Below are 23,454 nucleotides of genomic sequence, written 5' to 3'. Positions count from 1 at the left end.
AGGCTACCCTTCGGTGCCGCCGCCTCCGTCACCCTCGCCGGGGTCGGTCGCGGCGACGATCGGAACCGAGAGCGGCGGCGACGCGGACGACGTGCGCTGGTCGCCACCCGAGCACATGCCCTGGTACGTGACGATGAGCTGCTGGCCCGCGGCATCAGCCACCTGAATCTGCGTGTTCCGCTGCGTCGGCTGGAAGTTCGGCCCGCCCGACACGAACGTGCCGTTCTGGAGCGAGACGACGTATCCGGAGAGCGTCGTGCCGCTCGGGCACGTGAACCCGGTGCCCCAGGAGATGGTGACCGTGCTGCCGGCGATCGGGTCACCCGTGATGGTCGGGGTGTCGGTCGGGGTCGGCAGGGCGGCGCGCGCGGCGTAGATCGTGAGGGTCATCGGCTGCGTCGTCTCGACGTTGCCCGAGGGGACGACACGGTACACCTTGCCGACGTCGCCGTCGGTCGGGGCCGGGTCGCCCTCGGGGCAGGTGATCTCGCCCGTGAAACCGGCCTCCTTGAGCGTGGACGTGGCCGTGCCGCAATCCATGCCCGCCAGGCCCAACGCGGTCACGTCGACGCGAACCACCTCGGGCGGCGGGGTGGTCGCCGGTGGTGGCGTCTGCGTCTGGGACTGCGACGGAGAAGCCGAATCCGACGGCTTGGCGTCAGGGTCGCCCTGGTTCATCAGCATCGCCCACACGGCTCCACCGAGCACGATCACCAGCAGGGCGATCAGCGCGATCAGCGGCCAGGTCCACGGGCTCTTCTTCTTCTTCTTCTCGTCCGCCGCCGCGTCCTCGGTGGGGAGCTGAGCGGTGGTGGGAAGGATGCGGGTGGTGCCGTCGTCTCCGGACGCCGTGAGCATGCGCGTCGCGTCGTCATCGCCGGCGATCCCGCCGGTCGCAATCGCGGGCACGGCGATGGCCGCGGAGTTCAGGTCGCCGCGACGAAGCGCCTGGGCCGCACGGGCCACCGTCGCGGACGACGAGGGGCGGTCGCTGGGCTTCTTGGCGATCATCGCCATGACGAGGTTCTGCACCGGGATCGGCACGGTAGGCGGCAGCGGCGGCGGCTGCTCGTTGATCTGCGCCATCGCGATCGCCACCTGCGACTCGCCCGTGAACGGACGCTTGCCTGCCAGGCACTCGTACGCGACGATGCCGAGCGAATAGGTGTCGGTGGCGGGAGACGCCGGGTGACCCGATGCCTGCTCGGGAGACAGGTACTGCACGGTGCCCATGACCTGGCCGGTCGCCGTCAGCGGAACCTGATCGGCGATGCGGGCGATGCCGAAGTCGGTGATCTTGACGCGGCCGTCGGGCGTGATCAGCAGGTTTCCCGGCTTGATGTCGCGGTGCACGAGACCGGCCGCGTGTGCGGCCTGCAGAGCGGATGCCGTCTGGGCCACGATGTCGAGCGTCTTGTCGGCGCTGAGTGCACCGTCGCGCTCGAGCACGGTCGAGAGAGCCTCGCCGGGCACGAGTTCCATGACGAGGTAGGCGCTGCCGTTCTCCTCGCCGTAGTCGAAGACGCTGGCGATGCCCTCATGGTTCACGAGAGCGGCGTGCCGCGCTTCTGCACGGAACCGCTCGAGGAACCCGGGGTCCCCCATGTACTCGTCCTTGAGGATCTTGATCGCGACGGTACGTCCGATGACGTGATCCGTCGCTTCCCACACCTCGCCCATGCCACCGATCGCGATACGCGACTGCAGCTCGTAACGACCACCGAACGACACACCCTGCGTCGGCCTCATCTGCCCAGCACCGCCTCTATGACCTTCTTCGCAATCGGAGCGGCGATGGTGTCGCCACTGCCTGATTGTCCCTGTCCGCCGCCGTCTTCGACGACGACCGCTACTGCGACCGCGGGGTCGTCCGCCGGCGCGAAGCCGGTGAACCACAACGTGTGCGGCCTGTTTCCGTTCTCTGCGGTGCCCGTCTTACCGGCCACGTCGATCCCGTCTATTCTTGCACCCTGGGCCGCGCCCGTAGCGACGCTGGCCACCATCGACGCGGTCACGTCGTCGGCGACATCGGCTTCCATCGCACGGCCGAACTCGCTGTCCTGGAAGGCCTCGATCACCGACAGGTCGTTCCCGATCACGGCATCCACCATCCGGGGATTCATCACGACGCCGTCGTTCGCGAGACCGGCCGACACCATCGCCATCTGCAGGGGGGTCGCGGTGACCTTGCCCTGGCCGAATCCGGTGAGTGCGGTCTGCGCGTCGTCGAGGGCGCGGGGGTAGCTGGAGGGGGTCGATTCCAGCGGAGTCTCGAAGGACTTGTTGAAACCGAGCTTCTCGGCCATCTCGCGGATCGTGTCGTCGCCGAGCTCGACGGCGAGCTCCGCCATCGGGATGTTGCAGCTGAGCCGGATGGCCTCGGCGATCGTGACCGTGGCGCCCGGCCCGCACTTGCCGCCCCAGGCGTTCGACACCCGATTGGAGGAGCCGGGGAGGGTGTACGAGATGGGGTTGGGCAGCGTCGACTGCGGGGTCCAGTTCCCGCTGGCGTACGCCGCCGCCGCGACGACCACCTTGAACGTCGATCCCGGCGGGTTGAGGTCGCCGGCGATCGCGCGGTTGGACAGCGGCTTGCCGGGGTCGGCCGCGAGCTGGTCGTAGGTGGCGTTCGCCGCATCCGCGTCGTGCGTCGCCATCTGATTCGTGTCGAAACCCGGGGTGGAGACCATGGCGAGGATGCGTCCGGTCTTCGGTTCCATCGCGACGACGGCACCCTGCAGCCCGCCGAGTGCTTCATAGGCGGCGCGCTGAGCCGCCGTGTTCAGCGACAGCTCCACGCTGTACCCGCGCTGGGGCTGGCCGGAGATGATGCGCTCGACCTCGGCCAGCAGGGCGTTGGCGCCCGTGCCCGAGAGTTCGGCGTTCATGGCGCGTTCGATACCCGTGCGCGAATCGAGTGCCGCGTTGAAGTAGCCGGTCACCGGTTCCCACATCGCGGCATCCGTGTAGACGCGCTGGAACTGGTACCTGTCGTCGCTGGGCACGGAGTTGGCGATGGTAGCGCCGTCGACGATGATCGCGCCGCGCTGGATCTCGTAGCTGTCGAGGCGCGTGCGCTTGTTGTTGCTGTTCTGGGCCAGGGCATCGGCCTCGACGACCTGGATCCAGCTGGTCGCGGCGAACAGGGCGATGAACATGAACAGCATCACGATGCTGAGGCGGCGGAGCTCTCGCGTCATCCGATCACGACCCTCGGTTGGCGGCGGACGCCGTCGGAGATGCGCAGCAGCAGCGCCACGATGAGCCAGTTGGCCACGAGCGACGATCCGCCGGCGGCGAGGAACGGGGTGGTCAGGCCGGTCAGCGGGATCAGCCGGGTGACGCCGCCGACCATGATGAACACCTGCAGCGCGATGGTGAACGAGAGGCCGGTGGCGAGCAGCTTGCCGAAGTCGTCCTGACCCGCGAGACCGATGCGCATGCCGCGGCTGACGAAGACCATGTACAGGCACAGGATCGCGAACAGCCCGATCAGGCCGAGCTCTTCACCGAGGCTCGTGATGATGTAGTCGCTGTGCGCGAGCGGCGTGACCTCTGGGCGTCCCTGGCCCCAGCCGGTGCCGATGAGTCCGCCGCGGGCGAGACCGAACAGCCCCTGCATGGGCTGATACCCCGCGCCGTCGGGGTCGACCTGGTTCGCGTCGAACAGGAACAGCCAGTTGATGAAGCGGCCGTGCACGTAGCTCAGGATCTGCGTCGCGACCGCCACACCGGCGACCACGAGGCCCAGGCCGATGAGGACCCAGCTGGTCTTCCCTGTGGCGACGTAGAGCATCGCGACGAACATGCCGAAGATCAGGGTTCCGGTACCGAGATCGCGCTGGAAGACGATGATCCCGAGCGAGATGAGCCAGACCACGAGGACAGGTCCCAGTTCCCGCATGCGGGGCCAAGTGATGCCGAGAACCCTCTTGCCGACCGACGTGAGGCTTTCGCGGGTGCGTACGAGGTAGCCGGCGAAGAAGATCGCCAGGCAGATCTTTGCGAGCTCGCCGGGCTGGAAGGCGAAGACGCCGCCCAGCGACACCCAGACGGCCGCGTTCGCGTCGTCGATGCGGAGGCCGGGCACGAACGGCAGCAGCAGGAGCAGGATTCCGGCGAGACCGAAGATGTAGGTGTACCGGAACAGGATCCGATAGTTGCGCAGCAGGATCACGACCGCGATGGCGCCCGCGAGGGAGATCGCGGTCCAGGCGAGCTGTTTCGTGGAGTAGGCGTCCCAGCCGGTGTTCTTGAAGGCGATGTCGATGCGGTAGATCATCGCGATGCCGAGGCCGGTCAACAGCGTCGCGATGGGCACGACGAACGGATCCGCATCGGCGGCGACGAAACGCAGCACGATGTGCAGCGCGAAGGCGAGGGCCGCGAGACCGCCGCCGATCGCGAGGATCATCGGGTCGATCACGCCGAGTGCGCCCAGCTGGACGAGAGTGAGCGCGGCGCCGCTCATCGCACAAGCGAACAGCAGCAGCCAGAACTCGCGGTTGCGCTGCGTCTGCGGCATCCGGAGTCGCTTGAGGGCCTTGATGACGGTGGTGTCCGCCTGCACGTCGGTGCTCATCCCTCACCCCCCGCGGGGGTCGCGCTCGGCGTCGGCAGCGGGGTGGGAAGCGGTGTCTGCTCGATCACGTTCGCGTCGGCGCCCGCCCGCAGACGGTCGACGATGGCCATCGCATCGGCCAGCGAGCGCGCATTGATCGTGCGTTCGACGGATGCCCGCTGATACTGCGGCAGGTTCGCGAGGAGGATGTCGGTGTCCTCGATCGGGGTCGACAGCGTGATCGGGCCGATGTTCTGCTGCACACCCTGGAAGATCACGACGCTGTCGTCGTCGGCGCCGATGAAGTAGCGCGTCTGGGTCCAGCTGTACGCGGCGAAGGCGGCGACGACCAGCATCGCGACGACCAGGAGTGCGCCGGCGATCCAGCCCGCCCGGCGGCGCTTCGCGCGACGCCGATCCTCTTCGATGAGCTCCTCGAGATACTCGGGGGCGGGCTCGAAGTGGCTGGGCTCGTTCGCGGCCTGCCGAACCGGGTGCAGCCAGTTTCCGCGCGGCGGGCGCACCGGCGGCACGTAGACGCCGTCGGGGTTCGAGGCCGAGCCCACGATCGTGGGGGTGCCGGAGTGGATCGGATGCTGCCCGCCGACGTCGACCAGCACGATCGTGACGTTGTCGGGAGCGCCTCCGTCGAGTGCCTGCTTGAGCAGGTAGTCCGCCGTGCGGCCGGGGGCGACGCCGAGCTGCATCGCCTTGAGGATGCGAGTCTCGTCGACCACTCCGGAGAGCCCGTCGGAGCAGAGCAGCCATCGGTCGCCGGGCTGCGTGTGCATGACGAACATGTCGAGCTCGGGGTCGGCGTCCATGTCGCTGAGAACGCGCATGAGGACCGAGCGCCGCGGGTGGTAGCGCGCCTCCTCCGGGGTGATCCGACCGGAGTCGACCAGGCGCTGCACGAAGGTGTGGTCGGCGGTGATCTGGGTCAGTGCGTCGTCGCGGTACAGGTAGATGCGCGAGTCGCCGATGTGGCCGATGACCGCGTACTCGTCGACCATGATGATCGCGCTGACCGTCGTGCCGAGGCCGGCGAGTTCGGGACGCTCCTTCGCGGCGCGGATGAGGTCGCCTGCGGCGGTCGTCGCGGCGGCCTGCAGCGAGGCCTGCGCGTCTTCGACCGAGGAGTAGCCCTGGTCGAGGGGCTGCAGCCGCTGGATCGCGATGCTCGAGGCGACGTCTCCACCGGCGTGGCCGCCCATGCCGTCGGCGACGGCGAACAGGTTCGCTCCGGAGTACCCGGAGTCCTGGTTGTTGGAGCGGATCTTCCCGGTGTGGGAGATCGCGACGCTCGAGCCTTCGAAGACCATGCCGGGGTCAGGCTCGCAGCTCGAAGGTCGTGGCGCCCACCTTGATGGGGGTGCCGAGCGAGAGGGCGACCGGTGAGGCCGACACGCGCTGGCCGGCGACGAAGGTCCCGTTGGTCGAGTCGAGGTCCTGGATCGCCCAGCTGTCGCCGCGCAGCATCAGGCGGGCGTGGTGGCTGGACGTGTAGTCGTCACGGATCACGAGGGCCGACTCGCTGGAGCGGCCGATCGTGAGCGAGTCGGCACTGAGTGGCAGCTCGAGGCCGGCCTTGGGCCCGGACGTGATGACCAGGCGCTTGGCGGTGGCGACGGTCGCCGGTCCGGTCGAGGAGCGTGCGGATGACGGCTTCGCCGCGGGGGCCGCTGCCGGTGCTGCCGCAGGAGCGGGTGCGCCGGCGGTCGCCTCGGCGGGGAGCTTGCGCACACGGACGCCGAAGAGGTCGGCGCGGAGCGAGTACACGACGCCGAACACGAAGAACCACATCAGGACGAGGAACCCGATGCGGAGCAGGAGGAGGATCAGTTCACTCAACCGAGGGCTCCGAACGCTCGGGTGGCGTCGTCGCCGCGGGGCGCAGGACGCGACGGGCTGGCCACGGGGACGATCCGGAACACCAGGTCGGTACGTCCGATGGTGATGGTCGTGTCGGTGGGGAGGGCGGCCTCGCGGAGCTTCTGGCCGTTGACCTTGGTGCCGTTCGTGGAGCCCAGGTCGCGCATCATGGCGCGCTCGCCGTCCCACAGGATCTCGGCGTGCTTGCGGCTGGATCCGGCGTCCGCGATCGTGATGTCGGCATCCGTCCCCCGGCCGATGACCGTACGGGCGCGGTTGATCGCGTGACGACGGCCGTCGACGTCGACCACGGCCTGCCAGCTCACGCGGCCCTCGACCGTGCCCGAGTTCACGCGCACGGTTCCCGTGGCGACCTTTTCGTCGGCCTCGAGGTTGATCGACAGGGGGCCGGAGAAGCTGTACCCCTGCGCCTTGGCGTGCTTGGTCAGCAGCGCGAGCAGCTCATCGGTGAGGGCGCCGCCGAGTCCCCGCATCCGCTCCGCGTCGTCCGGGCTGAGGCGCACGACGAAACTGTTCGGCGCGATGATGCGGTCGCGGCTCACGACCGCCGCCTTCGTGTCGGCCTCGCGGCGGAGCGCAGAAGCGATCTCCACCGGCTGAATGCCGCTGCGGAAGGTCTTCGCGAACGCGCTGTTGACTGCGCGCTCGAGACCCTTCTCAAAGCTGTCAAGTAGTCCCACTGGGCTCCTCTGGCATGCCGACCGGTAGACACATCGTAGCCAGGTGACCTGGGGGAACGCCGCCGATCGGGGTCTGAGGCGTGCATCAGGGGGTGAAATCGCGTGATATCTTTGGGAAGTTGAGTTCTTCGGAACGAGACACTCGCGCGAGTGGCGGAATGGTAGACGCGCTGGCTTCAGGTGCCAGTGTCCGTAAGGACGTGGGGGTTCAAGTCCCCCCTCGCGCACAGCGAATGACACAAGGCCGGGCCCACAGGGCTCGGCCTTCTGTCATTCTGAAGAAGGCCCGGTTCCGTTGAGGACACCGGGCCTTCTCCTTCTCCGGGCGCCGCTCAGGCCACAGGAAGATACCGGCTCAGGTGTTCGAACGGGGGCTGGGACGACAGGTGCGACACCGCCGCGGATCCCACCGCACAGGCGGCGGCCAGCGCATCGGCCGGCGCGTGCCCGGCACGCAGCGCGAGTACGAGCGCCGCGCAGAAGGCGTCGCCCGCCCCGACGGTGTTGACGGCCTCGGCGGGGACGCCGTCGGCTCGGGCGATCTCCTCGCCACGGCGATACAGCGCAGCGCCGGCCGCGCCGTAGGTGACCGCGACGAGTTCCGCCTCGGCCAGCTCGGGCATGAGATCCCGCTCGGTCTCGTTCACGATGAACAGGTCGACCCGGCGCAGCAGAGCCTCGGGCAACGGCTGGGCGGGTGCGGCATTGAGCGCGATGAAGCCCTCCGCCGAGGCGACGACCTCCTCGACCACCGCGAGCGCGATCTCCAGCTGCATGAGCACGGCCTCGTCCGCGCCGAACGTCACACTGTCCAGGGAGACGTGGTCGTTGGCGCCGGGGCAGACCGCGATCTGGTTCTCGGCATCCGCGTCGACGACGATGAGCGCGGTGCCGGTGGCGTCATCCACCGTGCGCAGGTCGGCGACATCCACTCCGGCGCGCTTCATCTCCGCGCGGGTCCAGGAACCGTCGGCATCGTCACCGACGGCACCTACCATCCGGACCTTTCCGCCCAACTTCGCGGCGGCGACGGCCTGGTTCGCGCCCTTCCCGCCCAGGTCACGGGAGAGTCGCCCGCCGGCCACGGTCTCCCCGGCAGTGGGGAGTCGTTCGACGAACGCGGTGACGTCGACGTTCGCGCTGCCGACGACGACGAGGGATGGAAGAGCAGGAGAGGTCATGGCAGCAGCTTTCGGATCGAGCGGAGGCATCGGAACGCGGAAATCGCGGCCGGCTTGACGTTCATGATAGAAAGTGTAAACGTTTACGCACGCACATCTGCAAAGGAGCACCATGACAACTCCCGTCCTTCTCGACTGCGATCCCGGCCACGACGACGTCTTCGCCATCTGGCTCGCGGCCGGAAACGACGCCATCGACCTCCGCGGTGTGACGACGGTGGGCGGCAACGGCTACCTCGAGCACACCACCCGGAACGCGCGGATCGCACTCACCGTCGCCGGCGTGACGGACGTGCCGGTCGCCGCCGGAGCCGACAAGCCCCTCGTCCGTGAACTCACCCCCGGCGCATGGATCCACGGCGAGAACGCGCTCGGCGGACCGGTGCTCCCCGAGCCGACCGTGCCCCTCGACCCGCGCCACGCCGTGCAGTTCCTCGCCGACACCCTCGCCGCCTCGCCGGAGCCGATCACCGTGATCCCCACCGGCCCGCTCACCAACATCGCGCTCCTCCTGCAGCAGCATCCGGAGGTCGTGCCCCAGATCAAGGAGATCATCTGGATGGGCGGCTCGACCGGCCGCGGCAATGTCGGCGCGTATCCGGAGTTCAACGCCTGGGCAGATCCCGAGGCCGCGGCCGTGGTGTTCGCATCCGGCGTTCCGCTCACCATGGTCGGGCTCAACATCTCCCACCAGGCACTGATCACCGAAGAGGTGATCCAGCGGATCGGTGCGGTCGGCAACGAGACCTCGGCATTCGGAGTGGAGCTGCTGCGCTTCTTCTGCAGCACCTACGAGAAGGCCGAGGGCATGCCGGAGGGACCTCTGCATGATCCCATCACCGTCGCCATCGCGATCGATCGGGCCGTCGCCACGGTCCAGCGCTGCCACGTCGACATCGAGACGACCGGTGAGTTCACGGCCGGTGCGACCTGCGTCGACCTGCACGACATGCTGGGCAAGGAGCCGAACACCGACGTCGCGATCACCCTCGACGCGCCGAAGTTCTGGGACCTGGTGACGGATGCTGTCGGCGCATTGGCCTGATGCTCAGCGCGGTGCGGCGGGCGTCGTGGACTCGGCCACGCGCAGACTCGGCGCGAGACGGCTGAGGATGTACGGCGCGTCGGGATCCTCCATCCGCCGCACCAGCGCCTCCGTCGCCTCGCGGGCCAGCTCGTCGAACGGCTGCACCACGGTCGTCAGCCGCGGCTCGCAGACATCCGCGAGCATCGTGCCGTCGAACCCGGTGACCTGCACGTCGGAGGGGACGCTCCGCCCCGCATGCTTCAGTGCGGCGATGGCACCGGCCGCGACGAGGTCGTCTCCGGCGATGATCGCATCGGGAAGCGGGCCGCGGGCCAGCAGCGCCTCCGCGGCGCTCTCGCCGAACGACAGCAGGTACTCGCCGAAGATGCTCTCCTCGTGCGGCAACCCGCGGGTGCGCACCGTCGCCTCGAAGGCGGCCCGCCGCTCGCGACCCACCGAGGTCACGTCGTTGCCGGAGACGAGGACGACACGCTTCGCGCCGCGGGAGGTGACGTGCTCGACGGCGAGGTCGATGCCGGCGTCGTTGTCGACCCCGACGAAGTCCGCCGGAAGATCGAGCACTCGCCGGTCGAGCTGCACCAGCGGAACCCTGCGCGCGGTGTCGGCGACCGCCTCGAACGAGAGCTCGGCATCGGAGGGCACCACGAAGATGCCCTCCACGCGCCGTTCGACCAGCATGCGCAGACGATCGCGTTCCCGGTCGACGTCTCCGTGTGAATCCGCGATGACGAGGTCGAACCCGCGGCGCTGCAGATGGTCCTCGAGGCGGTGTATGAGCTCACCGTAGAAGGGGTTGCTGATGACGGGGACGACCACGCCGATGGTGGCGCCCGTGCCTGCGCGCAGACCGCGGCCGATGAGGTTGACCCGGTAGCCCAGCTGCTCGGCCACCTGCGCGACATGCTCGGCCGTGCGTCCCGATACGCGGTCCTTGCCGTTGAGGGCCCGGGAGACCGTCGCGATGGACACACCGGCGGCGGCTGCGACCTCATGCAGCGTGACGGACGCCTTCTTCATCACGACTCTCATCCCCGGTGCCGGTGGCACCACGACTCAAAGATATGACGTGCGTAAAGGATTACGCACGCGAACAGCCAACGATCGACACGAAGAAGTGAGCAATGACCAACCAGACAGATGCGGTTCGTACCCGTTCCAGCGTGGTTTCGCTGATGATCGCGCTCCTCGCGGCGTGCCTCGCGTTCCAACTCAACGCCAGCATGCTGAGCCCGGCTCTGGTGACGATGGAGCGTGAGCTCGATGCGACCGCCTCCGAGATCGCGGCGACCCAGACCGTCTTCTTCACGGCCGCCGCCCTCTTCACCCTCTTTCTCCCCCGTCTCGGCGATCTGATCGGGCGCCGACGGGTTCTGGTCGGGATGCTCGTCGTGATGGCGGTCGGCTGCGTCGTCGCGGCGCTCGCCACCAACGTCCCGATGCTCTTCATCGGTCGCCTCATCCAGGGAGTGTCGGGACCGGTGGTTCCGCTGTGCCTGATCATGCTGCGCGCGGCCGTCGCGGATCCGAAGGTCTACGGCACGCTGCTCGGTGTCGTCACCGCGGTCAACGGAGGGATCGCCGGGGGCGACGCTCTGCTCGGCGGGTATCTGGCGACCAACCACGGCTTCGCCTCGATCTTCTGGACCATGGGCGGTGTCGCCGTCGGTGCTGCTCTCGTCGTGCGCTTCCTCGCGCCCGAGACGATGGCCGAAGACCGTCCGCGGATGGACTGGTGGGGCTCGCTGCTGCTGGTCGTCTCCGTCGGTTCGATGCTCGTCGCTCTGAACGAGCTCGGGAAGCTCGCCGATGCGGACCTGATCCTCGTGCTCGTCCTCGCCGTGGTCGCCGTCGTCTCGTTCGTCTCCTTCTGGAAGCTCGAGGGCACGATCGAGCATCCGCTCGTGTCGATTCCCCAGCTGAAGCAGCGCGCCACCTGGGCGTTGAGCGCCACCTCACTCCTCACCCTCTCCGGGATCTTCGCGATCATGAACGGCGTGGTGCCGGCCCTCGCGCAGGACTCCTCGATGAACCTCGGGATGAGTGCCGAGGAGGTGTCGCTGTGGATCCTCATGCCCTACGCCCTCGCCGGTCTGCTGATGGGGCCGCTCAGCGGCAGGCTCGCCGCCACGGTCGGGTACCGGACGATGCTGCGGATCGGCCTCGGCGGCACCATCGTGGTGCTCGGCCTCATGGTCGCCAACGTCGAGACCGCCTCACGTCTCGTGCTCCTGCTGCTCTCCGTCGCCGTCGGCATCACCTACGCCGGCATCGGGAACATCATGCTCAACGGCCTGGGCGTCGTGCTCTCGCCGAAGGAGCGCCCGGGGTCGCTTCCCGGTTTGAACACCGGCGCCATCAACCTCGGCGCCGGGCTGAGTTTCGTCGTCATCTACGCCGCTCAGACGTCGTTCGCCTCGGAGTCGGCCGGAGCGGGGGCCGGATACGTCGCCGCACTGGTCACCGGAGCCGTCGTGCTCGTCGGTGCGCTGATCTTCTCGATGTTCATCCCGAAGCCGGTGCATGCCGAACTGAGGTGACGCGTCGCCCGGGGTGATTTTTCCCGGATCAGGTGCGGAAAAAGCGGAGGCGTGGTTGAATATGCGCAGCCTCTCGGGGGAGGGAGCGGGTCCATAGGGGCGCGCCCCGCGAGTCCGCACGGACCTCGCCCGACACGAAGAGGTTCTGATGACCGACAAGTCCCGCAGCAGGCGCGCCCGGCAGAACCCGCACTCTCTGAGGAGCCGCTTCGCCGCCGCGGCCGTCGCCCTCACCGTCGGTGTGCTGGGAGCGCTGGCGCCGCTCGGTGCCACACCAGCGCAGGCCGAGTCGAATGCACCGAACACGGTGCTCATCGGAGAGAACACCTTCTACGTCTACGCCGCCGCTGGCGAGACCGTGACGGGGGAGTTCATCCTCAACCTCTTCGACGCCGCGCGAGGCCAGACGTTCAGTCTCACGGACCCCTCCGGCGCCGTGCGCTGGACGTGTGACCTTGCTCCGGCTGCTCCGACCGGAACGACCTGCACCGTTCCGGCCGGGATGACCGGACCGACGGGGGTGTGGCTCCTCGAGACGGAGGGTCTCGGCGCCGTGACCGCCAACTGGCCTCCGGGCTCGGGAAACGAATCGCGGTGGGACATCACCGTGCTCTCCAGCGGCGGCGCGCCGATTGAAGGTCGGGTGTGGTCCAAGCAGTACCGCGCGTACAGCTCCCTCACACCGGGGTCGGGCACCGTCTTCGCCAATTCCGACCTCGGCTTCTGGGTCGTGTCGGAGAACGGCACGCAGTACACGGTGGAGATGCCCGTCTTCAACGGTGGTGGATGGAGCTTCAACAGCGATGCCTTCGGGAACGTGCTCGATCCCGCGCTCTGCACGCCCGCCTACCGATCGCTCGCGCAGACGAGCAACTCGCCGGAACATCAGGGTCCTGGGCCGGAGTGCGGCCCCGGTTACAACCTCTTCTTCGAGCCGCCGGCAGCCGATCTTCCCGGATTCGCCACGTCGGCCGACGGCGAAGAGTTCGTCAATCCCGACTACTCCCCTCCGAGCTTCGGAGGCACCGCCTACTCGCGGACCAACGCCCTCTCGCACGCCGGAGCGCTCGAGTACGAGCTGAACAACTTCACGGGCAACTATGTCGTCCGGGTCGATGTCGACGGCAACGGGTCGTACACGGATCCTTTGGACATCGCTCTCCCCCAGTCGGGAACGGACGGCACCGTGAGCGCTCCGTGGGATGGCCGTGATTCCGCCGGCACGCTCGTCGACGTCTGCACGACGGTGAACTTCGAGGTCGCCATCGAGAAGACGGACGAGATCCACTTCGTGCTCGGTGACGTCGAGGTTCTGCCCGGCGGCATCCGCATCACGCAGATCGTCGGTTCGAGTGTCGGAAACGACACCATCTATTGGGATGACACGGAGGTGCCCCTGTCGGGTACCGGCCCCAAGTCGAGCACGAGCCCTCCCCTCGTCAATCTCGCCGGTCTGAGCAGCGCCGGCTTCGTCCATGGGTGGGCGTCCACCGGCGCGAACCAGTGGGGAAACTTCGCAGCCATCGACAACTGGACCTACAGCGACATCGACGTGAGCGCGCAGGCGTCTTCCCTCGGCAACTGCCTGACGCTGACGAAGACCTCCGACGCGACCGTCGACACCCGCCCGGGCGACGATGTGGAATACACCATCACCGCGACCAACACCGGCGAGGAACCGTACACCGCGGCGAACCCGGCCGTCGTCACCGATGATCTGACCGCTGTCCTCGACGACGCCGCCTACAACGACGACGCCACCGCGACGATGCCGGGGACCATCGCCTACGCGGCTCCCGATCTGACCTGGACCGGCCCGCTCGCGGTGGGTCAGAGCGTGGAGCTCACCTACACGGCGACGGTCGCAGCCGGAGGCGACGGCCTCGCGCGGAACGTGGTGTTCAGCGGTACGCCTGACACTCCGACCCCGGCGTGCAACCCTCCGAACGGCGATGGCGTCGACCCGGCCACGGGGATCGCCTGCGCCGAGGCGGAGTTCCTGCTGCCGAAGCTGGCGGTCACCAAGGCTGCCGACACCACCGAACTGCCGGCGGACGGCGGGGTGGTCGAATACACGATCACGGCCACGAACACGGGACCCGGCGCCTACACGGCCGCCGAGCCGGCCCGCGTGACCGACGATCTCAGTGCCGTTCTCGACGACGCGACGTTCGGCGGGATCACCTCGCCGACCGACGGCTCCGCGGAGCTGGTCGGAGACGAACTCACCTGGGTCGGCCCCCTCGCCGCCGGCGAGAGTGTCACCATCACGTACACGGCGACGTACGACTCCGCCGCGGGCGACAACGTCCTCTACAACCTCGTCTGCATCCCGACGGACGAGACGGCAGCAGGACAGGACGACTGCGCGAGCGTGCGCATCCCGGCGGCAGAACTCGTGATCGACAAGACGGTGGACCCGGAGTCGGGCACCGCGGTCGACGCGGGGCAGGTCGTGACCTACACGCTGTCGTTCGAGAGCGTCGGCGAGGCCGCGGCGGCGGTGGACAAGGTCGACGACCTGTCCGACGTGCTCGACGACGCGGAGCTGGTGGCGGGGTCGATCACAACGTCGAACCCCGGGCTGACGGCGGAACTCCAGGGCACCGACCTGATCGTCACGGGCTCCGTCGCGGTCGGGGAGACGTACACCGTGTCGTATTCGGTGACGGTGGATGCGTTCGCGGATCAGGAGAACCACCTTCTTGCGAACATCGTGCAGAATCCGGATGGCTCCTGCGATGTCGAAGGCTGTCCGGAGACGTCGAACCCGATCCGTCATTTCGTCGTCGAGAAGGACGCGGATGCGACCACGGCTGTGCAGACCGATGATGTCGTGACGTACACGGTCACGGTCACGAACGACGGTGAGGGTGACTACACGGCGACCGAACCGGCGGGTTTCACGGATGACCTGACCGATGTGCTCGACGACGCGTCCTACAACGGCGATGCGGTCGCGGTGGCGTCGGACGGTTCGACGGTGCCGACTCCCACGGTGACCGGCGCGGTTCTCGCGTGGTCGGGGCCGATCGTGGCGGGCGAATCCGTATCGGTCACGTACTCGGTGACCGTGACGAACGCCGGCGACGCCGACCTGATCAATGCGGCGACGCCCGTGTGCGCACCGGGCGTGATCTGCGACCCGGTGACGCCGCCGGTGGACATCGACCTGCCGCGCATCACCCCCGAGAAGTCATCCGATCCCGTTTCGGGCTCGGGTGTGGTCGCCGGTGACGTGATCACGTACTCGCTGACGTTCACCAACAGCGGCCAGGCCGCGGGTGACGTCGCCTCGACCGATGATGTGTCGGAGGTGCTCGACGACGCGGAGGTCACGACCGGCCCGACGGCCGATCTCGCGGGCATCACGGCCACGTTCGACGCGGGCACGGGCGAGATCCGCATCGAGGGGTCGCTCCCCGCCGCGGCGACGGTGACCGTGACGTATCAGGTGACCGTGCTGGCGGACGGTGAGCGCGGCGACAACATCCTCACCAACGTCGTCACCCCGGATGTGCCGCCCTACGTGTGCGGCGACACCGACCCGGACTGCGACCCGTTCGTGCCGCCGAGCACGGAGCACCCGGTCGGCCAGCTCGCGGTGGACAAGACCGTGGACCCGGAGTCCGGCACAGCTGTGGATGTCGGGCAGGTCGTGACCTACACCCTGACGTTCGAGAGTGTGGGGGCTGCGGCATCGACGGTGGACAAGGTCGACGACCTGTCCGACGTGCTGGACGACGCGGCGCTGGTCGCGGGCTCGATCACGCCATCGAACGCGGCGCTGACCGCAGAACTGCAGGGAACCGATCTGGTGGTCACCGGATCGATCCCCGCTGGAGCGACGTACACGGTCACCTATTCGGTGACGGTGAGCGCGTTCGCCGATCAGGAGAACCATGTCCTCGCGAACGTCCTGCAGAACCCGGACGGCTCGTGCGGTGCAGAAGAATGCCCGGACACATCGAATCCGATCCGCCACTTCTCGGTAGAGAAGGACGCGGATGCGACGGCGGGCGTGCGGACCGGTGATGTCGTGACGTACACGGTCACCGTGACCAACGACGGGGAGAGCGCGTACACGTCGTTCGTCCCGGCGGGCTTCACGGACGATCTGATCGATGTGATCGACGACGCCTCGTACAACGGCGACGCCGCAGCGGTGGCGTCAGATGAGTCGCTGGTGCCGGCTCCGACCCTGGAGGGTTCGGTGCTCGCCTGGTCGGGTCCGGTCGCCGTCGGCGAATCGGTGTCGATCTCCTACTCCGTGACCGTGACGAACGCTGGAGATACGGATCTGGTCAACACGGCCACGCCGGTGTGCGCGCCGGATGTGGCCTGCGACCCGGTGACCCCGCCGGTGGACATCGATCTGCCACGGATCACTCCCGAGAAGTCATCGGACCCGGTCGCCGGGACGACCGTGGAGGCGGGCCAGATCGTCACCTACACGCTGACGTTCACCAACAGCGGCCAGGGCGCCGGCGACGTGGCATCGTCGGATGACATGTCGCAGGTGCTCGACGATGCCGCGCTCACAGCAGGCCCGACCGCGGATGTCGCCGGCATCACGCCGATATTCGATGCGGACGCGGAGCAGATCCGCATCGAGGGCTCGCTTCCCGCCGGCACCGTCGTCACGGTGACCTACCAGGTGACGGTGCTGCCGGACGGCGACCGCGGCGACAACATCCTCGCCAATGTCCTCACCCCGGACGCCCCGCCGTACGTGTGCGCCGACGGCGACCCCGACTGCGACCCGTTCGTGCCGCCCGGCACCGACCACTTCATCGGCGAGCTGCGCGACTGGAAGACGGTCGACCCGGCCTCCGGAGGCACGGTCGTGCCCGGGCAGGTCGTGACCTACACGCTGCACTTCGAGAGCGTGGGCACCGGGCCCGTCACGGTCGACCGCGAGGACGATCTCACGACCGTCCTCGATGATGCGACCGTCACGTCGGATCCGGTGAGCTCGGATGCCGCGCTCGCCGTCTCCGGGATCGTCGACGGGCGTTTCGGGATCACCGGCTCGCTCGAACCCGGAGATGCCGTGACCGTCACCTACCAGGCGACGGTCAACCCGGACGGTGAGCGCGGCGACGACCGCCTGTCGAACTACCTCCTCGACCCCGACGCGGCCCCACCGGCCGAGTGCGTCGTCGCCGAGGGCGAGGAGTTCCCCGACTGCACCGTGGATCACGTCAGCAGCGTGGTGGTCGTGAAGTCGGCCGACCCCGCGTCGGGGACCGAGGTGGAGGAAGGGCAGCAGGTGGAGTACACCGTGACGTTCCGCAACGTCTCGACCGACCCGGATGCGGCGGGTGCAGACGTGGACTACACCGATCACCTGACCGATGTCCTCGACGATGCGACACTGACCCGCGGACCCCAGGCGTCGACGGAGGCGCTGGCCACGGCGGTCGAGGGGCGGACCATCCGCATCACGGGCTCGGTCGCATCCGGAAGCACGGCCACCGTGACATACGTGGTCACGGTGCAGCCGTGGGCCGATCAGGGGAACCACAGCCTCGGCAACGTGATCGCGGTGACCGGCGAGGAACCGATCTGCGTCGAGGGGAACGGCCTGTGCACCACGCATCCGCTGGGTGAGCCGGATCCACTCGCGGTGACCGGTGGCCAGGTGGCCGTCGGCGCACTGGCTGCCGGTGTCGTTCTGCTCCTCGCGGGCGGGCTCCTGGTGGCGATCCGCCGCCGACGTCAGGCGATCGAGTAGGTCAGCGCCGCGAACCCGGGTGCCCGCCTTCCGGCCGACACCCGGGTTTGCGTGTGCCCGGGGGGTGCCCCCGTGTCCGCGGCCCGGCCGACGACCCACCGTTGCGCTCCCCCGACACCGAGCTATACTGAACAATAGATCACCAGCCCGCACTATTGTTCGGAGTTCAGTGTGCAGAGCCGCACTCGCATCATCCTCGGCGTCGACGCCGGCACCACATCGGTGAAGACCGTCGCCTTCGACCTCGACGGTCGCATCGCGAGCGTCTCCCGTTCGAGCGTGCGCGTGCAGCGGGCCGAAGACGGGCGCGCCGAAGCCGACATGAACCACATCTGGGATGCCGCAGCGTCCACGATCGCTGCCGTGGTCGATGACATCGGCGACGCGGAGATCGTCGCGATCGGTGTGACCGGCCAGGGCGACGGCGCCTGGCTGGTGGATGCCGACGGTCGGCCCGTCGGTCCCGCAGCCCTCTGGCTCGACGGGCGGGCTCACGAACGCCTCGATGACTGGCTGGATGACGGACGCGCGGCGGCCGTGCACCAGGCCACCGGCTCTCCTCTCTTCTCCGGTGCGCTGCCGATCCTCGTCGACGAGCTGATGGCGGCGGATCCGACCCTGCGGGAGCGCGTCACGACGCAGCTGAACTGCAAGGACTGGCTGCGCTTCAAGCTCACCGGTCGCCGTGCGACCGATCCCAGCGAGGCCTCGCGCACCTACCTCGACACCGCGACGGGGGCGTACGCCGAAGAGCTGTTCCCCGCACTCGGACAGGAGCACGTGCGCGAATACCTGCCGGAGGTGCTCGATCCGCAGCAGATCGCCGGCCGGCTCGAGCCGCGAGCGGCAGCGGCGCTGGGGCTCCCCGAGGGGCTGCCCGTCGTCGTCGGAGTCGTCGACACCGCGGCTGCCGGCATCGGACTCGGCGTGCTCGACGACGGCCGTGGCTACGCCATCCTCGGCACGACGAGCCTTGTCGGCATCAACCACGCCTCGCGTGCCGACGTGCGCAGCGAATCGAGCATCGTGCTCGCCACCGGTCGAGGGACCCAGGTTCTGGAGTCCATGGCCCCGATGACCGGCACCCCCAACCTCGACTGGGTGCGCGCCACGCTCGGCCTCGCGGACGAGGACTGGGTCGTCGTCGAGAAGCAGGCCGTTGCGGTCGCGCCGGGCAGCGGGGGCGTGATCTACCTCCCCTACGGCGCCCCGAGTGGCGAGCGAGCTCCGTTCTTCGCCCCCGACGCCTCGGCATCCTGGCTCGGGATGAGCGTCACCACGACACCGGGTCAGCTGCTGCGGAGCGTCTACGAGGGCCTGGCCTTCAGCCTGCGCGAGTCCACCGACGCGCTGGGGCTGGAAGGCCCCCTGCTCGTCTGCGGAGGAGGCTCCGATTCCGACCTCCTGTGCACGATCCTGGCCGACGTCCTGGCTCGCGACATCGTGCGTCAAGACCAACCGGAGGTGGGCGCCCGCGGCGTCGCCATGCTCGCGATGGCCGCGGTCGGCCTGGCTGACGACCTGCACGACGCGTCGCGCCGACTGACGCCGTCGACCACGACCTTCTCTCCGGACGCCGCCCGCACCGCGCTGTACGACGACGCGTATGCGCTCTTCCTCGCGACGCGCGATGCTCTGCGCCCGCACTGGGGCGGACTCCGCCGCCTCCGCGAGAGCGCCGAGCAGCATCCCGCTCCCGAGTCCTCGGCTCACTGACCACCACCTGAAAGAAGACACATGACTGAAACGTCCCGCCCGAAGGTGCTCATCACCGCTCCGTTCGACGCCGGCATCGCCGATTCCCTCGCCGACGCCTTCGACGTCACCCTGATCGACCCGACCATGGACGGCGGATCCCTCGCCGACCGTGGAGTCGACGACGCGCTCGCCGCAGCGGATGTCGTCATCGCCGAGCTCGACGTGGTCGACGAGAGCGCGCTCGCAAAGGCGCCCGAACTCAAGGCCGTCGTCTCCTGCCGTGCCAAGCCGGCGAACGTCGACCTCGACGCCTGCACGGCCCGCGGTATCCCCGTCTTCACGACCCCCGGCCGCAACGCCGAGGTCACGGCCGATCTGAGCTTCGCCCTGCTCCTGGCCACCGTGCGCAAGGTGAGCCAGTCGGAGCGCTGGCTGCGTGCCGGCAACTGGACCGAGGACGACGTGTTCGAGCCCTACGAGGTCTTCCGCTCGATCGGGCTCGGTGGGCGCACGCTCGGCATCCTGGGCGGCGGCGCGATCGGCCGTCGGATGGTCACCCGTGCCCGCGGATTCGGCATGACCGTCAAGGTGTACGACCCGTTCCTCGCCCCCGATGCGTTCGGCGACGAGGCCAGCGTCGTGCCCCTCGACGAGGTGCTCTCGACCTCCGACATCGTCACCGTGCACGTGCCGCTGATGCCCGAGACCGAGGGGCTTCTCGGTGAGCGCGAGCTCGCGCTCCTCCGCCCGGACGCCTATCTGATCAACGCCGGCCGCGCCGCGATCATCGATGAGGAGGCACTGATGGCCGTCCTGCGCGACGGCCGGATCGCCGGCGCCGGCTTCGACGTCTACTACCAGGAGCCGCTCCCGCAGGATCACGAGCTCTTCACCTTCGACAACGTCACGCTGACGCCGCACATCGCGGGCGCCTCGGATGACGTCATCGTCGAGCACTCGCGCATCGCTGCGGCGGCGCTGCGGGGCTGGCTCGCCGGGCAGCGCGTTCCCGGAACCGCGAACGAGAAGGCTCTCGCCGCCGTCGGCTGAGCGTCTGAACGCGGGGAGCGGATCGTGCGTCGCGCGGTCCGTTCCTCAGCGCGTCAGTCGAGCAGCGCCGTGACGGTGTTCGAGTCGGTGACGAGCATGTTCACCATGCCGCTCGAGAGCGCGGTGCGCACGGCATCGAGCTTCGCCGCGCCCGCCGCGATCGCGAGGCGGTGCGGGATGGCGCGAAGCTGATCGAGGTCGAGCCCGACGACGCGCGAGTCGAGCTCGCCGCGGACCGGGGCGCCGTTCGCATCGAAGAAGCGCCCGCCGATGTCGCCGATCGCTCCGGCTTCGTGGAGCGCGGCTCGTTCACGCTCGCTCAGCGACCCGAAGAGCAGTCCGCGGCTGTCGTGCGTGCTGCCGATGCCCGCGATCAGGGTGCTGGCCTCGGCCGCCCGAGCGAGCACGTCGCGCACTCCAGGGTCGGCGTACGCGCTCTCCGCGGCCTGAGGTGTCGCGGCGACCAGGGGGGCGGGGAGGTGGAAGGCCGAGCCGTCGGTGCGGCGGGCCAGGGCGAGGGTCAGCTCGTGCGGGTTGGCGCCGTTCGCGAGACCGCTGCTCGATCCGGTGAGCGGCACGAAACGCGCCCCGAGCGAGCGGGCCGGGAAGGCATCGACCACCGCGGCGACCGCCGTGGAGAGACCCATGGCGACCGTGGTGTCCTTGTCGATGACGCTCGCGAGCGCTTCGGCGCCGACCGTCGCCATCGCGCGGGACGCCTTCGCGGGGTCGTCCACGCTCGGGGCGATCCAGGCCTGGCGCAGTCCGTAGCGGCTGAGCAGCGCCTGCTCCTCGGCGGCGAACAGCGACTCCTCGACGTGCACGATGATCTCGACCATGCCGCTGTCGCGGGCCTCGGCGAGCAGTCTCGTGACGCGGACGCGGGACAGGCCGAGTGCGTCGGCGATCTCCTGGTGCGTGAGCCCCAGTTCGTAGTACATGCGCGCCACGCGACCCATCAGCATGCTGAACATCCTCCCACGCCGACTCCTCCGGTCCTGCTTGACAATTCCGCGGCACGTGCCCAAGATGTCCATGGGCATTCGTTCACGATGCTGAACAAATGTACACCACATCCCGAAATCTCTACGCGCTCAACGAGGAGACACCCATGGTCACCCCCGCATCACCTCCCGCCGAGGGCCGCTTCGCGCGCCTCCTCAGCTCTCAGGGCATCTCGCGGCCCATCGCCTGGGGCTTCGTCGCCCTGACGATCTTCATGATCGGCGACGGCATCGAGGCCGGCTTCCTCTCGCCGTACCTCGACGAGCGCGGCTTCGACGGCGGTCAGATCGCTCTCCTCTGGTCGGTCTACGGCATCGTCGTCGCGGTGGCCGCCTGGTTGAGCGGCGCCCTGGCCGAAGCCTGGGGCCCCAAGCGCGTCATGATGCTCGGCTTCGGCATCTGGGTCGTCTTCGAGGTGCTCTTCCTCGTGTTCGGCGTCATGGCCGGCAACTTCGAGATCATGCTCCTCGCCTTCGGGATCCGCGGGCTCGGCTACCCGATGTTCGCCTACGGGTTCCTGGTCTGGGTCACGATCGACACCGACGAGCAGGTGATGGGTCGCGCCGTCGGCTGGTACTGGTTCTTCTCCACGCTCGGACTCGGCGTGCTCAGCTCCTACTTCGCCGGGGCCGTCATCCCGATCATCGGCGAGCTCGCGACGCTGTGGATGGCGCTCGCCTTCGTGGTCGTCGGCGGAGTGATGGTGCTCGTGCTGCTGCGCAATCCCGTGACCAAGAAGGTCACCGTCGCCAGCAGCGTGAAGGGTGTCGTCAGCTCCCTCACCATCGTCGCGACCAACCCGAAGGTCGGCGTCGGCGGCGTGATCCGCATCATCAACACGCTCTCCTTCTATGCGTTCGTCGTGTTCCTCACGACCTACATGGTCCGCGACGTGGGCTTCGACCTGGCGCAGTGGCAGATCATCTGGGGCACGATGCTCGCCGCGAACGTGGCCGCGAACCTCCTCTCCGGCTACCTCGCCGACTGGATCGGTCGCGTGAACGTGGTCGCCTGGGCCGGTGGCATCGGATGCTTCGTCACCGTGCTCGCCCTCTTCTACGTGCCCACCCTGATCGGACCCAACTTCTTGGTCACGATCGCGATCGCCATCGTCTACGGCCTGGCCCTCGGCATGTTCGTGCCGCTGTCGGCTATCGTCCCGCTGCTCGCCCCCAAGAACAAGGCTGCCGCGGTCGCCATCCTGAACCTCGGCGCCGGCCTCAGCCAGTTCATCGGGCCGGTCATCGCGGGCCTCGCCGCACCCATCGGCGTCGAGGGCACCGTCTGGATCATCGCCGTGCTCTACCTCGTCGGCTTCGGCCTGACGTTCCTGCTGAAGGCGCCCAAGGAGGCGGATGACGTCGTCTCGGCGAACCCCGCCCCGAGCGCCGTCGCCGCCTGAATCCCCCACCCTGACAAGGAGTCACCCATGACCACGCGTGTGGAATCACTCATCGAAGAACTCTCGGCCCTCGGCGTCGACATCGTCGCCCGCGGGCTCGCCCTCGCCTCCGGAGGCAACATCTCGGCGCGCATCGATGAGGACACCTTCGTGGTCACCGGCTCCGGCACCTGGCTCGACAGGCTCACGCCCGAGGACTTCTCGGTCATGAGCCTGTCGGGTGAGGTGATCAGCGGCTCCCCGAGCCCGTCGAGCGAGTGGAAGCTGCACCAGCGCAGCTACGCCACACGGTCCGACGTCAACGCCGTGGTGCATGTGCACCCGCAGCACGCGGTGCTCCTGAACGCCCTGGGTCACGACGTGCGACTGATCACCCTCGACCACGCCTACTACGTGCGCTCGGTCGGGACCACTCCGTACTACCCGAACGGATCGGATGAGCTCGCCGACTCCGCCGCCGAGCAGGCCGCACATCACGACTGCATCATCATGGGCCACCACGGCTGCTCCGCCCTCGGCGACTCCGTGAGCATGGCCTTCCGCCGCGCGCTCAACCTCGAGGAGGCGGCCACCGCGACCTACCGCGCGCTGCTCCTCGGCGACACCGAGTCCGCCTTCCCCGCCGAGGCGCTCGCCGCCCTGCACCACGCCTGAACAGGAGC

At 68.7% G+C, this 23,454-nt stretch carries 16 protein-coding genes and 1 tRNA gene; 8 read left to right on the top strand and 9 right to left on the bottom strand.

What is annotated here, in order from left to right:
- Positions 1-3 precede the first annotated feature (3 nt).
- Genes CQ034_RS13735 through CQ034_RS13710 form a run of 6 tightly spaced genes read right to left on the bottom strand, consistent with a single transcriptional unit; the run spans position 4 to position 7,134 of the window.
- Complete coding sequence (locus CQ034_RS13735; protein WP_205828771.1) at positions 4-1,749, bottom strand: protein kinase; 1,746 nt, start codon at positions 1,747-1,749, stop codon at positions 4-6.
- On the bottom strand, positions 1,746-3,200 hold the full coding sequence (locus tag CQ034_RS13730) for a penicillin-binding transpeptidase domain-containing protein (RefSeq protein ID WP_029264175.1): 1,455 nt from the start codon (positions 3,198-3,200) through the stop codon (positions 1,746-1,748). Before CQ034_RS13730 ends, CQ034_RS13735 begins: the two co-directional genes overlap by 4 nt.
- A complete protein-coding gene (locus tag CQ034_RS13725; protein WP_105711470.1) occupies positions 3,197-4,582 on the bottom strand; it encodes an FtsW/RodA/SpoVE family cell cycle protein in 1,386 nt (461 codons plus the stop codon). Before CQ034_RS13725 ends, CQ034_RS13730 begins: the two co-directional genes overlap by 4 nt.
- Entirely contained in the window at positions 4,579-5,883 is a 1,305-nt protein-coding gene (locus CQ034_RS13720) for a PP2C family serine/threonine-protein phosphatase (protein WP_029264173.1), read from the bottom strand. The genes CQ034_RS13725 and CQ034_RS13720 overlap by 4 nt, the downstream gene beginning before the upstream one ends.
- A 7-nt stretch (positions 5,884-5,890) precedes the next feature.
- Positions 5,891-6,412, bottom strand: coding sequence for an FHA domain-containing protein (locus CQ034_RS13715; RefSeq protein WP_029264172.1), 522 nt, complete (start codon positions 6,410-6,412; stop codon positions 5,891-5,893).
- Positions 6,409-7,134: a DUF3662 and FHA domain-containing protein gene (locus CQ034_RS13710; protein ID WP_105711469.1), complete on the bottom strand. Its 726-nt coding sequence runs from the start codon at positions 7,132-7,134 to the stop codon at positions 6,409-6,411. Before CQ034_RS13710 ends, CQ034_RS13715 begins: the two co-directional genes overlap by 4 nt.
- A 144-nt stretch (positions 7,135-7,278) precedes the next feature.
- Between CQ034_RS13710 and CQ034_RS13705 the strand changes: the two genes are divergently transcribed.
- Positions 7,279-7,361 (top strand) — tRNA-Leu (locus tag CQ034_RS13705).
- A 105-nt stretch (positions 7,362-7,466) separates the two neighbouring features.
- Here the strand turns inward: CQ034_RS13705 and CQ034_RS13700 are convergent.
- Positions 7,467-8,315 carry a ribokinase gene (locus CQ034_RS13700; RefSeq protein WP_105711490.1) on the bottom strand — a complete coding sequence of 283 codons (849 nt, stop codon included), beginning with the start codon at positions 8,313-8,315 and terminating at the stop codon, positions 7,467-7,469.
- A gap of 112 nt (positions 8,316-8,427) precedes the next feature.
- Here CQ034_RS13700 and CQ034_RS13695 point away from each other — a divergent pair, with 112 nt between their 5' ends.
- Positions 8,428-9,360, top strand: a complete 933-nt coding sequence (locus tag CQ034_RS13695) for a nucleoside hydrolase (RefSeq protein ID WP_105711468.1) — start codon at positions 8,428-8,430, stop codon at positions 9,358-9,360.
- A 3-nt stretch (positions 9,361-9,363) separates the two neighbouring features.
- Here CQ034_RS13695 and CQ034_RS13690 read toward each other — a convergent pair whose 3' ends face one another.
- Positions 9,364-10,380, bottom strand: a complete 1,017-nt coding sequence (locus CQ034_RS13690) for a LacI family DNA-binding transcriptional regulator (protein ID WP_029264168.1) — start codon at positions 10,378-10,380, stop codon at positions 9,364-9,366.
- A gap of 104 nt (positions 10,381-10,484) precedes the next feature.
- Between CQ034_RS13690 and CQ034_RS13685 the strand changes: the two genes are divergently transcribed.
- The 4 genes from CQ034_RS13685 to CQ034_RS13670 all read left to right on the top strand — a co-directional run bounded on the left by CQ034_RS13685 (position 10,485) and on the right by CQ034_RS13670 (position 20,385).
- Positions 10,485-11,900, top strand: coding sequence for an MFS transporter (locus tag CQ034_RS13685; protein ID WP_105711466.1), 1,416 nt, complete (start codon positions 10,485-10,487; stop codon positions 11,898-11,900).
- A 148-nt stretch (positions 11,901-12,048) separates the two neighbouring features.
- Positions 12,049-17,637 (top strand): LPXTG cell wall anchor domain-containing protein, encoded by a 5,589-nt coding sequence (locus tag CQ034_RS13680; RefSeq protein WP_105711465.1) that lies wholly within the window; start codon positions 12,049-12,051, stop codon positions 17,635-17,637.
- A 171-nt stretch (positions 17,638-17,808) separates the two neighbouring features.
- The gene (locus CQ034_RS13675) at positions 17,809-19,353 is read left to right on the top strand and encodes an FGGY-family carbohydrate kinase (protein ID WP_105711464.1); all 1,545 of its coding nucleotides are present in this window, start codon (positions 17,809-17,811) and stop codon (positions 19,351-19,353) included.
- Between the two features lie 21 nt (positions 19,354-19,374).
- Positions 19,375-20,385, top strand: coding sequence for an NAD(P)-dependent oxidoreductase (locus tag CQ034_RS13670; RefSeq protein WP_105711463.1), 1,011 nt, complete (start codon positions 19,375-19,377; stop codon positions 20,383-20,385).
- Between the two features lie 53 nt (positions 20,386-20,438).
- On the opposite strand, the gene CQ034_RS13665 is transcribed toward CQ034_RS13670, so the two are convergent.
- The gene (locus CQ034_RS13665; protein ID WP_168380822.1) at positions 20,439-21,350 is read right to left on the bottom strand and encodes a sugar-binding transcriptional regulator; all 912 of its coding nucleotides are present in this window, start codon (positions 21,348-21,350) and stop codon (positions 20,439-20,441) included.
- A gap of 98 nt (positions 21,351-21,448) precedes the next feature.
- Here CQ034_RS13665 and CQ034_RS13660 point away from each other — a divergent pair, with 98 nt between their 5' ends.
- Positions 21,449-22,792 carry an MFS transporter gene (locus CQ034_RS13660; protein WP_219860797.1) on the top strand — a complete coding sequence of 448 codons (1,344 nt, stop codon included), beginning with the start codon at positions 21,449-21,451 and terminating at the stop codon, positions 22,790-22,792.
- Between the two features lie 27 nt (positions 22,793-22,819).
- Positions 22,820-23,446, top strand: coding sequence for a class II aldolase/adducin family protein (locus tag CQ034_RS13655; RefSeq protein WP_105711460.1), 627 nt, complete (start codon positions 22,820-22,822; stop codon positions 23,444-23,446).
- Positions 23,447-23,454: the final 8 nt, after the last annotated feature.

It is taken from the genome of Microbacterium sp. MYb45 (genome assembly GCF_002979655.1).
Taxonomy (GTDB): domain Bacteria; phylum Actinomycetota; class Actinomycetes; order Actinomycetales; family Microbacteriaceae; genus Microbacterium.
The sequence above is the reverse complement of the archived record's forward strand: the minus strand, read 5'-3'. Positions and strand labels throughout refer to the sequence as shown.